The organism is Streptomyces endophyticus (assembly GCF_035798155.1).
Classification (GTDB): domain Bacteria; phylum Actinomycetota; class Actinomycetes; order Streptomycetales; family Streptomycetaceae; genus Streptomyces; species Streptomyces endophyticus.
In genome coordinates this window covers 97354-112276 of sequence record NZ_JAOZYC010000013.1, presented here as the reverse complement: position 1 = coordinate 112276, position 14923 = coordinate 97354, and the positions used below count along the sequence as shown (strand labels likewise).

Here is a 14923-nt window from a genome sequence, read left to right as displayed (position 1 = left end):
ACGGATTCAGCCCGTGGCTTCCTTGCGGCGTGCCCGGTAGGCCGCGACGTGCAGCCGGTTCCCGCACGTACGGCTGTCGCAGTAGCGGCGCGAACGATTGCGGGACAGGTCGACGAACGCGAACCGGCAGTCGGGCGCCTCGCAGCGCCGCAGCCGCTCCTGCTCGCCCGCGACCACGAAGAACGCCAGGGCCATCCCGCAGTCGGCCGCCAGGTGGTCGGCGACGGAGGCGCCGGGCGCGAAGTAGTGCATGTGCCAGTCGTAGCCGTCGTGGTCAGTGAGGCGCGGAGTGGTGCCGGCCTCGGCGACCAGTTCGTTGATCACCGCCGCCGCGGCCCGCTGGTCACTCGCCGCGAACACCGCCGCGAAGCGGTCACGCACCGTACGCACCGACTGGAGATCATCTTCGGTCATCACGCCGACATCGCTGACATCGTTCCTTCGTACGAAATCCGCCAGCGCGGCCGAACTCGCGAGCCCGTCCGTCACCGCGCCGCCGTCCGGTGACGTGTTCACCAGATCGACCACGGTGTCGAGCGCACACCGGGTGTCGTGGGTGATCAGCACGATTCGCTCCCTGGCCTGGGGTAGGGCTCCCGCCCGCCGATGCCGCACGAGCCTAGTACCTGCGGGCCTCCAGGAACGCACCTGCGCCGCCCCCGTGGAAACTCCCACGGCGGCGGCGCCGGTGTATGCCGTATGCGGTTGTCCCGACCGTGATGCCGTGTCGTCTCCCCGAGTGGACGGCACGGCACGCTCTCGCGCTGCTCACGCCGACCGGGTGCCGGCGGGGGCTTCCTCGTTCCGCGGCGCTAGCTTTCCGCGAGGATGTGCGACAGCTCCTGGTCGAGGTCGAAATGGCGGTGTTCCGTGCCAGGTGGCACGGCGGCGTCCGTTCGCTTCAGGAACGACTCCAGGGCCCGCGCCGGGGCCTCGAGCAATGCCTCGCCCTCGGGAGAGCTCAGGGCGATGCAGACAACGCCCTGACCGTGACTACGGGACGGCCAGACTCGGACGTCTCCGGTGCCGGTCGGCCGGTGAAGGCCTTCGGCGAGGAGGTCGCGGGCAAACACCCATTCGACTGTCTCCTCGGCTCCGGTGTGGAAGGTGGCGTGCACGGCATAGGGATCGGCCGTGTCATACCGCAGACCTGCGGGAACGGGCAGTGAGGACTCGCTCGACACAACGAGGCGCAGGTGCAGCTCGCAGCTGACCGTGGTGTTCATAAGCGCCAGGGCCTTTCGCTCAGTGTGCGCTCGGGGATTCGCACGTCGGCGAAATCGACATGCCACCTACGGTGCCGTTGTAAACCCCTCTGAGTGTTTTGAGCGTCTTTAGGTAGCTCGTACGGCCGAGTCTTATCTGTGGGAGAACGCCCATTCCGGTGACGCGAAAGAGTCGGGTAGGTTTGAGTACATGAATACGGGGAGTGACAAGGGGGCCAAGGAGCCCGAGGCGCCAGAGACGGCCGACGCGGCCTCCGGTGCCGGTGTCGACAGCGGGACGTCCGGGGAGAAGCCGCTCGGCTCGCGGGCGCCGGGGTTCATCCAGGCCCGGCGGACGCTGCATCTGAGCTGGCAGGTCGGCGTCTTCGTCGTCGGGCTCGCGGTCGTCGTGGCCGGCGTGATCATGCTGCCGCTGCCGGGACCCGGCTGGCTGGTGATCTTCGGCGGCATGGCGATCTGGGCGACCGAGTTCGTCTGGGCGCAACTGGTCCTGCGCTGGACGAAGCGGAAGGTCACGGAGGCGACGCAGCGCGCGCTCGACCCGAAGGTGCGGCGGCGGAACATCATCCTGACCACGATCGGCGTGGTGATCATCGCCGTGCTCGGCGGGGTCTACGTATGGAAGTTCGGGCTCGAGATGCCGTGGAACATCAAGCAGTGACCGAGGGCGGCGCAGGGTGGTCCCAGGCACCGCCTGACATGGGGTAATGTTCTTCCTGCGCCCGGGCGATTAGCTCAGTGGGAGAGCGCTTCGTTCACACCGAAGAGGTCACTGGTTCGAACCCAGTATCGCCCACCCGGACCGACGGCCCCGGAGACATCGAGTCTCCGGGGCCGTCGGCGTTTTTCGTGGTCGACCTGGGCGTTCGAAGCGCTTCGACCCAAATCTTTGTCCGAACTGTTGACGCACCCCCCACCCGTCTCTACTTTTGCTCGGCAAGCGCTTACCTAAAACGATTCAATGCGCAGGTGGAGGGGCTGGCTGTGCCTATGAACAGGGATCTTGATCGGCGGGGCGTGCTGAAGGTCACGGGGGCGTCGGTCGCCGTGCTCGGCCTGACGGCGGCCGGGTGCGGTGGTGACGGTGGGTCAGGGGATGCGGGAAACGCGGACGGTCCGGCGACCCTGCGGTTCGCCTGGTGGGGCGGTGAACCGCGTGCCGTGAAAATCAAGAAGGCGATCGCGCTCTTCGAGAAGAAGAATCCGAAGATCAAAATCAAGCCTGAATTCACCGATTACCAGGCATTCTGGGAGAAGTTCCAGACGCAGGCCTCGGGCGGAAATCCTCCGGATGTATTCCTCAACTCCGTTGCCTTCCTTGCGAAGTACGACAAGCGGGGAGTTCTGCTCGACCTCAAGTCCCAGGTGGAAGCCGGGAATCTGAGTCTCAAACAGTTCCGCGGCGGCGTCGAGACGGCCGGTCAGGTCTCCGGCGGCAAGCAGGTCGCGGTTCCGGTCGGCGCCAACACCATGTCGCTCGTCATCGACAAGAAGGCCTGGGACAAGGCGGGCGTGCGGCCCAAGTTCGGCTGGACCTGGGACGAGTACTTCGCGTCGCTGCAGACCATTCAGGACAAGTTGAAGATCGCGGGCGACACGGGCTACGCCGGCGTCATGTACCTCTACGACCTGTACCTCCGGCAGAACGGCAAGGCCTTCTTCAAGGACGGCGAACTTGGCTTCACCCAGGACGACCTGACGCAGTGGTGGTCCGACTACTACAAGCGCGTGAAGTCCGGGATCGTCGCGGACCCCAAGAAGATCGAGCAGGTCAAGCCGAAGTCCGGGCTCTCCGCCGGGCTCGCGGGCGCCGAGTTCACCTGGGACAACTTCTCGGTGCGCTACGAGGGCGAGGGCGACTCCGACTACGCGCTCGCGCCGATCCCGACCACCGACGGCAAGGACACCGGCCAGTACCTCGGCTCGCTGATGCTGTCGATCTCCACCAAGTGCAAGGCCCAGGCGCAGGCCGCCACGTTCATCGACTTCATGGTCCACGACCCCGAGGTCGGCAAGGTCCTGGGCTACGACATGGGTGTGCTCGCCACCGACGAGCAGTTCGACGCGTACAAGCCGGGCGCGGAGACCGACAAGGCGGTCGCCGAGGCCAACAAGGGCATCTCCGCGTACGAGACCGAGGTCGACAAGGCCGGCGTGCTCGGCAAGATCACGCCGCACCCGTCCGGCGCGGATGTCGTGGAGGCCGCGTTCCTGCGCATCGCCGGTGACGTCGCCAACGCCAAGCAGAAGGTCCCGGCAGCGGTGAAGCAGTTCTTCAGCGAGGCCGAGGCAGCCTTCCAGGCCTGACAGCCCCTACGTTTCCGAGGGGAAACAGCACCATGTCGCTCGTCAAGGACGCCACAGTCCTGGCCGACGAGAGGAACGTCGTTCGACCCGTCGCACAGAAGCGACGGGGACGGCGTGACAACCTCGCCGGCTATCTGTTCATGTCGCCGTGGCTCGCCGGGTTCCTGCTGCTCACGGCGGGGCCGATGATCGCCTCGCTCTACTACGCGTTCACGGACTACAACCTGTTCGCGGCGCCCAAGTGGATCGGCCTCGACAACTTCACCGCCATGTTCGACGACCCGCGCTGGCAGAAGTCGGTGCAGGTCACCCTCAAATACGTGGTCATCGGCACCCCGTTGAAGCTGCTGCTCGCCCTCGGTGTCGCGCTGCTGCTCAACCAGAGCCGCCGCGGCCAGGGCCTGTACCGGGCCGCGTTCTACGCGCCGTCGCTGATCGGCGCCAGCGTCTCGGTCGGCTTCGTCTGGCGGGCGCTGTTCTCCGACAACGCCGTCGTCGACAAGGGGCTCGGCTCCCTCGGCCTGAACCTCGGCGGCTGGATCGGCGACCCCGATCTGATCCTCTACTCGCTCGTCGCGCTCACCGTCTGGCAGTTCGGCGCTCCGATGGTCATCTTCCTGGCCGGGCTCAAACAGGTGCCGCGCGAGCTGTACGAGGCCGCCGCCGTCGACGGCGCGGGACCGCTGCGCCGGTTCTGGAACATCACGCTGCCGATGATCTCCCCGGTGCTCTTCTTCAACGTCCTGCTGGAGTCGATCCACTCGTTCCAGATCTTCGGCTCCGCGTACGTCGTCTCCAACACGTTCTGCGGACCGGCCGACGCCACCCTCGTCTACACCTGCTACCTGTACCAAAAGGGCTTCCAGCAGTCCCAGATGGGCTTCGCGTCCGCCATGGCCTGGATGCTGCTGCTCGCCGTAGCGCTCGTCACCGCCGTCCTGTTCTGGTCCCAGAAGAAGTGGGTGCACTACGAGGAGGACGTCAAGTGACCACGTTGACAACCGAGTTGAACAGCGGGGCCAACCCGCGCAAGCGCACCGGGTCCCTCGTCTGGCACGTCTTCGCGCTCGCCGTGCTCTGCGTCGTCCTCTACCCGGTCGTCTGGGTGATCGGCGCCGCCTTCAAACCCGGCAAGAAGATCGTCGGCTCGCTCGACCTGCTCCCCGCCGACCCGATCCTCGACAACGTCAAAGGTCTCGCCGACGGCATCGCCGGAATCTCCATCGGCACGTTCTTCACCAACTCGCTGTTCTACGCGGGCATGGCGGTCGTCGGCGTCGTCATCTCCAGCTCCCTGACCGCGTACGCCTTCGCGAAGATCCCCTTCCGGGGCCGGAACCTGCTCTTCGCGCTGATGATCGGCACGCTGCTGCTTCCGTACCACGTGCTGCTCATCCCGCAGTACGTCATGTTCCAGAAGCTGGAGCTCATCAACACGTACGTGCCGCTGCTCGCGGGCAAGTTCCTGGCGACCGAGGCCTTCTTCGTCTTCCTCATGGTGCAGTTCATGCGCGGCCTGCCGCGCGAACTGGACGAGGCGGCGCGCCTCGACGGCTGCGGCCATCTGCGGATCTACTGGTCGATCGTGCTGCCGCTGTGCAGGCCCGCCCTGATCACCAGCGCGATCTTCACGTTCATCAACGCCTGGAACGACTTCATGGGCCCGCTGATCTACCTCAACGAGCCGTCCAAATACACCGTCTCGCTCGGCCTGATGATGTTCCGCGACCAGCAGGGCATCTCCGACTACGGCGGTCAGATCGCCATGGCGATGATGGCGCTCATCCCGGTCATCGCCTTCTTCATGGCCTTCCAGCGGTACCTGATCGACGGCATGGCCACGTCGGGGCTCAAGTGAGGGGCGCGGTGCGGGGTGCGGTGCGGGGCGCGGTCCCGGTGGCCGAGTCGCGGCGGCGCGTCGGGTTCTCCGTCTTCGCCGAGTCCCTGCTCACCGGGGTGTGGATCGCGCTCGCGTCCGTCCCGCTGGTCACAGCCCCGGCCGCCTTCGCCGCAGGCGGCCGGCACCTGCGGCGCCGGATCGGTGAACAGAGCGGCGGTTGGCGGGAGTTCGCGGCCGACGTCCGGGTCGCGGCGCGCCGAGGCTGGCTCGTCGGCCTTGCGGGCCTGGGCGCCCTGGTAGCCGTATGGGTCGACCTGCGCGTGGCGCGGTCCGGGCTCCCGGGCGGTCAACTCGCCGCCGCCGTCGGCGTGTTCGCGCTCATCGCGGGCGCCGTGACCGTACTGCGGGCCACCGCCGTCTGGGAGCCGGGCCTGGCCTGGCGGCCCCTGCTCGGCGACGCCGCCCGGCGCACCGTACGGGAACCCGGCGGGTCCCTGCTCCTCGTGTGCGGGATCGCGCTGGTGATCCTCAGCGCGGAGTTCCTCACGCCGCTCGCGGTCCCGGTGCTCGGCATCCTCGCCGCGGCGGCGGTCGCGGTGGAGGAACGCGGCCGGGCCCGCTGAACCGCCCGCCCCCTCAACCCCCTTCTCGTACAGCACGTTTGGCATGCACGGAAAGGAACGACGATGTCCCCCATTCCCCGCAGGTCCCTCCTCAAGGCCGCCGCGGTCGCCGGCGCCGCCGCGCAGTTCAGCTGGGCGCTCGGCGGCAAGGAGGCGCAGGCCGCACCGACCGCCGCACCCGCGGCGGCCGATCCCGTCACGCTCGGCTGGCTGGAGAGCGGCGGGCTCGGCGCGGCTCCCGGCTCCACCGTCGGCGTGCCCTGGCCCAAGGGCGCGTACGAGAAGGGGCAGGAGTTCGCCCTCACCACTGAGGACGGCAAGCAGGTCCCCGTCCAGACCTGGCCGCTCGCCCAGTGGCCCGACGGCTCGCTGAAGTGGACCGCGCACGCCGTCGGCCCCGGGGTCGGCGAGGGCAAGCTGAGACTTGCCGCCGGGAACGCCGCCGCACCCGACAAGAAGGTGAGCGTCTCGACGAGCGGGGGAGTCGTCACCGTAGACACCGGCGTCGTCGTCACCAAGCTCGGCAAGAGCGGATCGAGCCTGGTCAAGTCCGTCACCCGCGGCTCCACCGAGATCGCCAAGGACGGCCGGCTCGTCCTCCTGCGGCAGGGCGAGATCGAGGACGGCGACCAGGGCACGCAGAAGTACGAGCGGTTCGAGAGCGTCATCGAGGAGACGAAGGTCGAGCAGGACGGGCCCGTCCGCGCCGTCGTCCGCATCGACGGCAAGCACCGCAAGGGAAGCCGGAGTTGGCTGCCCTTCTCCGTCCGGTTCTACTTCTACGCGGGCGCCGAATCGTTCCGCATGGTGCACACCATCACGTACGACGGCACCCAGGAGCCCGGCAAGGCCTCCGGCGACTTCATCCGCGGGCTCGGCGTCCGGTTCACCGTGCCGATGCGTGACAAGGCGTACGACCGGCACATCCGGATCGGCGGCGAGGGCACCGGCATGCTCCGGGAGGCCGTCCAGGGCATCACAGGACTGCGCCGCGACCCGGGCGCCGCCGTGCAGGCCGCCCAGTTCGCGGGCGAGAAGCTGCCCGACCCCGCCACCTGGGACCAGCGCGTCACGACCCGCCTCCAGTACATCCCCGAATGGGGCGACTACACCCTCTCCCAGCTCTCCGCGGACGGCTTCACGCTCAAGAAGCGCACGAAGAGCGGGCACGGCTGGATCGCTGCCGGCGGTGGGCGCAGGGCCGGCGGCTTCGGCTACGTCGGCGGGCCCAGCGGAGGACTCTCCTTCGGCCTCCGCGACTTCTGGGAGAAGCACCCGGCAGGACTCGACATCCGCGGCGCCCACACCGACGAGGCCGAGGTCACCCTCTGGCTCTGGTCGCCCGAGGCCCAGCCCATGGACCTGCGCTTCTACCACGACGGCCTGGGCCAGGACACGTACGCGGAGCAGCTCGAAGGCCTCAACATCACGTACGAGGACTACGAGCCCGAGTTCGGCACCCCCTACGGCATCGCCCGCACCAGCGAGCTGATGTTCTGGGCGAACGACGCGACACCGAAGCCCGAGGCGTTCGCCCAGCAGGTCGAGGCCGTGCGCGTGCTGCCGCAGCTCGCCGCCCCGCCCGAGCAGCTCATCAAGGCGAAGGCCTTCGGGCCCGGCCTCTACTCCGAGCCCGACCGCTCCACCCCCGCCAAGGCCAGGATCGAGGACCACCTCGACTTCCTCTTCACCTACTACAAGGACCAGGTGGAGATGCGCCGTTGGTACGGCTTCTGGGACTACGGCGATGTGATGCACTCCTACGACCCGGCGCGCCATCAGTGGCGTTACGACGTGGGCGGCTACGCGTGGGACAACTCCGAGCTCTCGCCCGACATCTGGCTCTGGTTCGCGTATCTGCGCTCCGGGCGCGCCGACATCTTCCGCTTCGCCGAGGCCATGACCCGGCACACCGGCGAGGTCGACGTCTACCACCTCGGAGAATGGGCCGGCCTCGGCACCCGGCACGGCGTCCAGCACTACGCCGACTCCGCGAAGCAGCAGCGCATCGCCAACACCACGTACCGCCGCTACTACTACTTCCTCACCGGCGACGAGCGCGTCGGCGACCTCATGCACGCCAACGTCGACTCCGACGAGACGTTCCTCGTGCTCGACCCGCAGCGCAAGGTCCGCCCCGACCCCGACTACAAGCCCGACCCGCACGCCCTGTCCATCGGCTTCGGCACCGACTGGAGCGGACTCGTCTCGGCCTGGCTCACCGAGTGGGAGCGGCGCGGGCCCAAGTGGGAGAAGGCGAAGGCGCGGGTCCTGTCGACCATGGAGACGATCGCCGCGCAGCCCAACGGGTTCGTGCAGGGCAGCGGGCTCTACGACCTCGACACCGGCAGGTTCGCCATCGCCGACAAGCCGGTCGTCGGCGTCTCCCACCTCTCCGCGGTCTTCGGCCTCAACGAGCTGTGCGCGGAGCTGATCGACCAGGTCGACATGCCGAAGTTCGAGGAGGCTTACTACGACTACTGCCGCTACTTCAACGCCACGAAGGCGGAGCAGAAGGAACGGTACGGCTCGGACTTCGGCTCGCTCATCCTCTTCCAGGGCCACTCCCGGCTCGACGCCTACGCCGCCGTGCGCACCGGCGAAGACAAGCTGGCCGAGCGGGCCTGGGAGAAGTTCTTCAAGAGCGACGGCTACACCGAGGCGTCGCCGTGGAAGACGGAGAAGGTGACAGGACCGGTGACGCTCGTCGCGGGCACCGAGGCGAACTGGGTCTACACCAACGACACGGCCCTGTACGGACTCGCCGCCATCGAGAACCTGGCGCTGGTCGGGGACAAGATGCCCTGACCCCGGCAGACTCGGGCCATGGACTGGAACCGGTACCGCTTTCGCAGCGTGTGGGAACTGCCCGCCCCGCCGGGCGCCGTGTACGCGGTGCTCGAGCGGGCCGAGGAGTACCCGCGGTGGTGGCCCCAGGTCCGCTCGGTGACGCCGCTGGACGGCAGCGCGACCAGCGGCGTCACCGTCTTCCGGTCCTTCCTCCCGTACGAGCTGCACGTCACGGCGCGCGAGACGCGCCGTGACCCGGCCGCCGGGATCCTGGAGATCGAGATGACCGGGGATCTGGAGGGCTGGGCCCGCTGGACGCTGACGCTGCTGCCGGGCGGCGGCACCCACGCCGTCTACGACCAGGAGGTCGAGGTGGGCAAACCGCTGATGCGCCGGTTCGCGCTGCCCGGGCGGCCGGTGTTCCTCGCGAACCACGCGTGGATGATGCGCGGCGGGCGGCGGGGGCTTGCCGCCTATCTGCGACCGGTTTGAACACAGGGCGCGGCGACCTGTATTGTTCAACGCGTTCCCGGGCGATTAGCTCAGTGGGAGAGCGCTTCGTTCACACCGAAGAGGTCACTGGTTCGAACCCAGTATCGCCCACCCGGGAAGGACCGGTCCGCCGCACAGGCGGGCCGGTTTTTCGTTTCTGCCTTGAGGGCCCCGACGGGGGAACGATCAGGCCGCCGCCGGAAGTTCCGGGCGCAGCGGCCATGCCGGGTCCACCGTCTCCGGGTTGCCGCTGCGGGCGAACCAGGCCTGCAGGCCGCGGGCCTGCGCCGCGTGCCAGACCGCCTGCAAGGTGTGCAGCTCGGCGGGGGAGAGCCGCTCCAGGCGCGACGCGAACCGGCGGCCCACCTCCCGCACCAGGTCGAGGGAGGCCTGCGCGTCCGCACCCGCGTCGTGCGCACCCGCCAGCTCCACCTCGTAGTGCTCGCACAGATCGGTCAGCGTGCGGCGGCCCTTGCGGTAACGGTCCAGATGCTTGTCCAGGACGCGCGGATCGACCACGCACAGGGACGAAGTCTCCAAGTAGTGGGAGAGCGACGAGGCCCGGTGCCGCTTCAACTCGCGGTCCAGCAGCGTCAGATCGAACGGGGCGTTCATCACGACGAGCGGGCGGCCCGCCGCGGCCTGCTCGGCGAGCGCGCGCCCGACCTCCTCCATCACAGGCGCCGGCCAGCGCCCGTTGCGTTGCAGATGTTCGTCGGTCAGGCCGTGCACCTCGGTGGCGCCGGGCGGCACCGGCACCCCGGGGTTCACCAGCCAGCGCGATGTCCGCGGCCGCGTTCCCGCGGCGTCCTGCACCACGACCGCGGCGGACACGATGCGATCGTTCTCCACGTCCACGCCGGTCGTCTCGGTGTCGAAGGCGGCCAGGGGACCCTCGTACCAGCACGTCATGATCTCTCAACTCCTGGTTCCCGTGCGGCAGATGACGTCCGGTCGACGTGTTGTCCCTGCCCCAAGCGGTGATACCCGCGCTGTTTGCGTCGTACGCCGAGCGGTGACAACACAGGTACGAGTCATGGCAGTTCAGCGGGGTGCCATCGGCGTGAACCCGCTTTCCCGGAAGGTCAGTCGGCCCATGGCGCTCGCGCGGCCCGAACGAGGCGGGCTGCTGCCCGAGCGGATCCCACCGCCGCGCGGCACACTCGCCACCACCGCCTGCATGGAGACCTTGCAGGTGGGCTATCTGCATGCCGTGGCCGCTGCCGCGGGGTGCTCGCTCTCGCAGCCCTTTCCGGACAACGGCATCGACTGGCACGTCAGTCACACCTCGCCCGGACACGTGGTCGACGACGAGGTCACCATCAAGGTGCAGCTCAAGGCGACGTACCAGGTCGCGCCCGACCCGCCGGGTCCGACCTTCGCCTTCACGCTCGACAACGCGCACCTGGAGAAGCTCGCCCGCACCCCGGTCTCGGTGCACAAGATCCTCGTCGTGATGCTCGTACCGCGCTCCCAGGACGACTGGCTGCGGGCCGCCCACGACCGGCTCGACCTGCGGCACTGCTGCTACTGGATGAACCTCGCGGGACACCCGGTCACCGGCCGCCGCAGGACCACTGTGCGCGTCCCGACGGCGCGGATCTTCGACGACCGCGCGCTCTGCGAGATCATGGCCAGGGTGGGCGCGGGTGGACGGCCCTGACGGTTCAACTCGGCCTGGGCCGAAGGGAGTTGTGTGATGCAGCATCGCCCGATCGAGGAACCCCTGCGTCCGCTCGGCGCGGGGCGCGGCCACCCCGTCGACCTCGTCGGCCCCGAGCCGGGGCAGGTCGACCCCGCGGTGCTCGGCGCCCTGCTCGACCGGCACGGCTGGCGGCGGCGCGGCGGGGCCACCGGTCGGTACGCGCGCTGGACGCTGCCGGGGGCCGGGGGCCGTACGAGCCTGCTCGTGCCGGAGAGCCGGGCCTTTCCGGACAGCGAGGAACTGCTCGGCGAGGCGCTCATCGCCCTCGAACGGAGCGGTACGCCGTCCGCGCGCGAGGTGCTGGTCTCGCTCGCCGTGCCCAGCGACGAGATCCGCTGGACGCGCGATGTCCCGGCGGGGCCCGCGGGCGTCTCGTCCTGGCCCGCCGAGGAGCAACTGCGGGGCGCCGCACGGCAGATGCTCCTCGCGGGAGCCCTCGCCGCGCGCGGCCGCGCCGGGTACTACGGGGCCAGGCACCGGCGGCCCGCGGCCGCGGTCCTGGAGAACGTCCTGGTGCAGACGGCGTCCGGCGGGCGCCGTCTCACCGCGTTCGTGCCCGTGGCCACGGGGCGGGCGCTCGCCGTCCGGCTGCACCAGGCGCTGTACGCGGTGCGCGAGGCCATCGACTACCGGCGGGCCACCGGCGGCATGGACGCGTTCGACAGCGCGATCGAGGCGGGCGTCAGCCATGAACTGACCGAGGCGCTCGTCGCGCTGGTCCGCGGCACCGAGGGCGCGCGCGTCGGCGTGTCCTGGGCGCCCGCCGCCGGGGTGCCGCAGGAGTGCACGGACGGCGACGCCCCCGTCGAGTTCTCACCCGGCGACCTCGACGTGCTGCGCGAGGCCGGCGCCCGCTTCCTGTACGCCGAACCCGCCGTCTCCGTCCGCGTCACCGGCACCGTCGTCCGCATGCGCAGGACGGGGCCGCGCGGCGCGGGCACGGTGCGGCTGCGGGTGCTCGCGGGCGTCGAGGTGCCGCACGTGCGGATGACGCTGGACGAGGAGGCGTACCGGATCGCGGGGCACGCGCACCTGGTGGGCCTGCCGATCCGCGTGCACGGGCGGCTGGAGAGCCGGGGCGGATTCCGCCGCCTCACCGGGGCGACCGGCGTCGTACCCGTACAGGTGGAGGAGGCCGAGCGGGACCGGATGATGAAGTCGCTCCAGGAGAACCTGGACTTCTTCGAGGAGGCGTGCGCGGGGGAGGACTAGCGGGCCGGACTAGCGGGGCGGACTAGCCGGTGGCCCGGTGCGCGTACAGGTCTCTGAGCAGGGCGATCTCCGCCGTGTGGTGCAGCATCTCGCGGTTGATGTGCAGCACGAGCGTCGCCATCGGCTCCTTCTCGAACTCGCCCTCGGCCGATCCGCACGGGCGGGCCAGCGCCGCCTCGTCCAGTCCGCGCACGCCCGCGATCCACTGCGCGTACGCGGCGTCGAGACGGTCCAGGGCCCCGGCGGCCGTGCCCGGATAGTCGTACGACATGTAGTCCACCGGCTCCGCCCCGAAGTGCGACGCGTTCCGGGCCCCGAGCACGCCGACCAGAATGTGGCCGAGGCGCCACGCGATCGTCGTCACCGGGGCGGGGACCGGCTCCGGGTATTCGAAGTCGATCGTGAGGTCTCCGGAGCCGCCCTGGATGGCGGCCGTGCCGGTGCCGCGCGGGTGCAGCGTCCAGCAGTCCGGCACGGGCTCCCAGAAGTACTCGTCGTCGGTGAGCCCCGCCAGGCGGTCGCGGAGCTGGTGGCGCCAGTGCCAGTCGAGCTGGTCGGCGAGGAGCGTGTTCCAGTCGAGTGTCATACGTCTCACGCTAGAGCCCGGCACTGACAGTCGCCCGGCCGCCGGACCGCCCGCTGCTTAACCGTTTCGCGAGCGGCCCTGGTGACTCGGTACGATCGTGGCTGCGCGCGTCACTGGTAATGGCGCGGCGTTCCATCTTCAGGTAGGAGAAGTACGGTGTCTGACGTCCGTGTGGCCATCCAACGCGATTCCGAGCGGGAAGAGCGCGTGGTGACGACGGGCACTACGGCCGCCGAGCTCTTCGCCGGCGAGCGCAGCATCGTCGCGGCCCGCGTGGCCGGTGAGCTGAAGGACCTCGCGTACGAGGTCGCCGACGGCGAGACCGTCGAGCCCGTGGAGATCTCCTCCGAGGACGGCCTGAACATCCTGCGGCACTCGACCGCGCACGTCATGGCGCAGGCCGTGCAGGAGCTGTTCCCCGACGCCAAGCTCGGCATCGGCCCGCCCATCAAGGACGGCTTCTACTACGACTTCGACGTCAAGGAGCCGTTCACCCCCGAGGACATCAAGCGCATCGAGAAGAAGATGCAGGAGATCCAGAAGCGGGGGCAGCGCTTCTCGCGACGCGTCACCACCGACGCGGACGCCGCCGTCGAGCTCGCCGACGAGCCGTACAAGCTGGAGCTCATCGGCCTCAAGGGCAACGCGGCGCAGGCCGCCGACGGCGCGGACGCCGAGGTGGGCGGCGGCGAGCTGACCATCTACGACAACATCGACGCCAAGACCGGTGACCTGTGCTGGAAGGACCTCTGCCGAGGCCCGCACCTGCCGACCACCCGCGTCATCCCCGCGTTCAAGCTGATGCGCTCGGCCGCCGCCTACTGGCGGGGCAGCGAGAAGAACCCGCAGCTCCAGCGCATCTACGGCACCGCGTGGCCGTCGAAGGACGAGCTGAAGGCGTACCTGGAGTTCCTCGCCGAGGCCGAGAAGCGCGACCACCGCAAGCTGGGCGCCGAGCTGGACCTGTTCTCCTTCCCGGACGAGCTGGGCCCCGGCCTCGCGGTCTTCCACCCCAAGGGTGGCGTGATCCGCAAGGTCATGGAGGACTACTCGCGCCGCCGCCACGAGGCCTCCGGCTACGAGTTCGTGAACACCCCGCACATCTCGAAGGAAGCACTCTTCGAGACCTCGGGGCACCTGCCGCACTACGCGGAGGGCATGTTCCCGCCCATCCAGTTCGACGAGCAGAACTACCGCCTCAAGGCGATGAACTGCCCGATGCACAACCTGATCTTCAAGTCCCGCGGGCGTTCCTACCGTGAACTGCCGCTGCGGCTCTTCGAGTTCGGCACCGTGTACCGCTACGAGAAGTCGGGCGTCGTGCACGGCCTGACCCGGTCCAGGGGCTTCACGCAGGACGACTCGCACATCTACTGCACCAAGGAGCAGATGGCGGAGGAGCTCGACAAGCTCCTCACCTTCGTCCTGGACCTGCTGCGCGACTACGGCCTGACCGAGTTCGAGCTGGAGCTGTCCACCCGCGACGACTCCGACAAGTTCATCGGCACGGACGAGGACTGGGCGGAGGCCACCGAGGCGCTGCGCACCGCCGCCGAGAAGCAGGGCCTTCCGCTCGTGCCCGACCCGGGCGGCGCCGCGTACTACGGCCCGAAGATCTCCGTGCAGGCCAAGGACGCCATCGGCCGCTCCTGGCAGATGTCGACCCTCCAGGTCGACTTCAACCAGCCCAAGCGGTTCGGCCTGGAGTACACCGCGGCGGACGGCTCGCGCCAGCAGCCCGTCATGCTGCACCGCGCCCTGTTCGGCTCGATCGAGCGGTTCTTCGGCGTGCTCCTCGAGCACTACGCGGGTGCGTTCCCGGCGTGGCTCGCCCCCGTCCAGGCCGTCGGCATCCCGATCGGCGACGGCCACGTGACGTACCTGGAGGAGTTCGCCGAGAAGGCGCGCGCCCAGGGCCTGCGCGTCGAGGTCGACAAGTCCTCGGACCGCATGCAGAAGAAGATCCGCAACCAGCAGAAGGCCAAGGTGCCCTTCATGGTCATCGCGGGCGACGAGGACATGAACGCCGGTTCGGTGTCCTTCCGTTACCGCGACGGCTCGCAGGAGAACGGCATCCCGGTCGACGAGGCCATCGCGAAGATCGCGAAGGTCGTCGAGGAGCGGGCGCAGGTCTGACCACCT

General features: G+C 69.2%; 14 protein-coding genes and 2 tRNA genes. 12 read left to right on the top strand and 4 right to left on the bottom strand.

The window, feature by feature from the left end:
• Positions 1-6: 6 nt before the first annotated feature.
• On the bottom strand, positions 7-567 hold the full coding sequence (locus OKJ99_RS03810) for a CGNR zinc finger domain-containing protein (protein WP_326014286.1): 561 nt from the start codon (positions 565-567) through the stop codon (positions 7-9).
• A 245-nt stretch (positions 568-812) separates the two neighbouring features.
• Positions 813-1226: an SsgA family sporulation/cell division regulator gene (locus OKJ99_RS03805; RefSeq protein ID WP_004002642.1), complete on the bottom strand. Its 414-nt coding sequence runs from the start codon at positions 1224-1226 to the stop codon at positions 813-815.
• Positions 1227-1416: 190 nt separating this feature from the next.
• Here OKJ99_RS03805 and OKJ99_RS03800 point away from each other — a divergent pair, with 190 nt between their 5' ends.
• The 9 genes from OKJ99_RS03800 to OKJ99_RS03760 all read left to right on the top strand — a co-directional run bounded on the left by OKJ99_RS03800 (position 1417) and on the right by OKJ99_RS03760 (position 9389).
• The gene (locus OKJ99_RS03800; protein WP_326014285.1) at positions 1417-1887 is read left to right on the top strand and encodes a TIGR02611 family protein; all 471 of its coding nucleotides are present in this window, start codon (positions 1417-1419) and stop codon (positions 1885-1887) included.
• 63 nt (positions 1888-1950) lie between these two features.
• Positions 1951-2022 (top strand) — tRNA-Val (locus tag OKJ99_RS03795).
• Between the two features lie 221 nt (positions 2023-2243).
• A complete protein-coding gene (locus tag OKJ99_RS03790; RefSeq protein ID WP_326014284.1) occupies positions 2244-3533 on the top strand; it encodes an ABC transporter substrate-binding protein in 1290 nt (429 codons plus the stop codon).
• Between the two features lie 32 nt (positions 3534-3565).
• On the top strand, positions 3566-4522 hold the full coding sequence (locus OKJ99_RS03785) for a carbohydrate ABC transporter permease (protein WP_326014283.1): 957 nt from the start codon (positions 3566-3568) through the stop codon (positions 4520-4522).
• Complete coding sequence (locus OKJ99_RS03780) at positions 4519-5391, top strand: carbohydrate ABC transporter permease (RefSeq protein ID WP_326014282.1); 873 nt, start codon at positions 4519-4521, stop codon at positions 5389-5391. The genes OKJ99_RS03785 and OKJ99_RS03780 overlap by 4 nt, the downstream gene beginning before the upstream one ends.
• Positions 5392-5399: 8 nt before the next feature.
• Positions 5400-5996 carry a hypothetical protein gene (locus OKJ99_RS03775; protein ID WP_326014281.1) on the top strand — a complete coding sequence of 199 codons (597 nt, stop codon included), beginning with the start codon at positions 5400-5402 and terminating at the stop codon, positions 5994-5996.
• Between the two features lie 63 nt (positions 5997-6059).
• Positions 6060-8804: an exo-rhamnogalacturonan lyase family protein gene (locus OKJ99_RS03770; protein ID WP_326014280.1), complete on the top strand. Its 2745-nt coding sequence runs from the start codon at positions 6060-6062 to the stop codon at positions 8802-8804.
• A gap of 18 nt (positions 8805-8822) precedes the next feature.
• Complete coding sequence (locus OKJ99_RS03765; RefSeq protein ID WP_326014279.1) at positions 8823-9278, top strand: SRPBCC family protein; 456 nt, start codon at positions 8823-8825, stop codon at positions 9276-9278.
• A gap of 39 nt (positions 9279-9317) precedes the next feature.
• Positions 9318-9389 (top strand) — tRNA-Val (locus tag OKJ99_RS03760).
• Positions 9390-9464: 75 nt separating this feature from the next.
• Here OKJ99_RS03760 and OKJ99_RS03755 read toward each other — a convergent pair.
• Positions 9465-10190 (bottom strand): 3'-5' exonuclease, encoded by a 726-nt coding sequence (locus OKJ99_RS03755; protein ID WP_326014278.1) that lies wholly within the window; start codon positions 10188-10190, stop codon positions 9465-9467.
• Between the two features lie 184 nt (positions 10191-10374).
• Between OKJ99_RS03755 and OKJ99_RS03750 the strand changes: the two genes are divergently transcribed.
• Positions 10375-10941: a DUF4365 domain-containing protein gene (locus OKJ99_RS03750; RefSeq protein WP_326014347.1), complete on the top strand. Its 567-nt coding sequence runs from the start codon at positions 10375-10377 to the stop codon at positions 10939-10941.
• A gap of 36 nt (positions 10942-10977) precedes the next feature.
• Positions 10978-12195, top strand: a complete 1218-nt coding sequence (locus OKJ99_RS03745) for a hypothetical protein (RefSeq protein WP_326014277.1) — start codon at positions 10978-10980, stop codon at positions 12193-12195.
• Positions 12196-12217: 22 nt separating this feature from the next.
• On the opposite strand, the gene OKJ99_RS03740 is transcribed toward OKJ99_RS03745, so the two are convergent.
• Positions 12218-12781 (bottom strand): DinB family protein, encoded by a 564-nt coding sequence (locus tag OKJ99_RS03740; protein WP_326014276.1) that lies wholly within the window; start codon positions 12779-12781, stop codon positions 12218-12220.
• Positions 12782-12937: 156 nt separating this feature from the next.
• On the opposite strand from OKJ99_RS03740, the gene thrS reads away from it, so the two are divergent.
• Positions 12938-14917 (top strand): threonine--tRNA ligase, encoded by a 1980-nt coding sequence (gene thrS, locus OKJ99_RS03735; protein WP_326014275.1) that lies wholly within the window; start codon positions 12938-12940, stop codon positions 14915-14917.
• Positions 14918-14923: the final 6 nt, after the last annotated feature.

What these genes read in the sequence shown, in the direction of transcription:
- OKJ99_RS03750 (WP_326014347.1), top strand. Translation starts at nt 10,375, where the DNA reads ATGGCGCTCGCGCGGCCCGAACGAGGCGGGCTGCTGCCCGAGCGGATC.
- OKJ99_RS03805 (WP_004002642.1), bottom strand. Translation starts at nt 1,226, where the DNA reads ATGAACACCACGGTCAGCTGCGAGCTGCACCTGCGCCTCGTTGTGTCG.
- OKJ99_RS03765 (WP_326014279.1), top strand. Translation starts at nt 8,823, where the DNA reads ATGGACTGGAACCGGTACCGCTTTCGCAGCGTGTGGGAACTGCCCGCC.
- OKJ99_RS03800 (WP_326014285.1), top strand. Translation starts at nt 1,417, where the DNA reads ATGAATACGGGGAGTGACAAGGGGGCCAAGGAGCCCGAGGCGCCAGAG.
- OKJ99_RS03740 (WP_326014276.1), bottom strand. Translation starts at nt 12,781, where the DNA reads ATGACACTCGACTGGAACACGCTCCTCGCCGACCAGCTCGACTGGCAC.
- OKJ99_RS03745 (WP_326014277.1), top strand. Translation starts at nt 10,978, where the DNA reads ATGCAGCATCGCCCGATCGAGGAACCCCTGCGTCCGCTCGGCGCGGGG.
- OKJ99_RS03755 (WP_326014278.1), bottom strand. Translation starts at nt 10,190, where the DNA reads ATGACGTGCTGGTACGAGGGTCCCCTGGCCGCCTTCGACACCGAGACG.
- OKJ99_RS03770 (WP_326014280.1), top strand. Translation starts at nt 6,060, where the DNA reads ATGTCCCCCATTCCCCGCAGGTCCCTCCTCAAGGCCGCCGCGGTCGCC.
- OKJ99_RS03785 (WP_326014283.1), top strand. Translation starts at nt 3,566, where the DNA reads ATGTCGCTCGTCAAGGACGCCACAGTCCTGGCCGACGAGAGGAACGTC.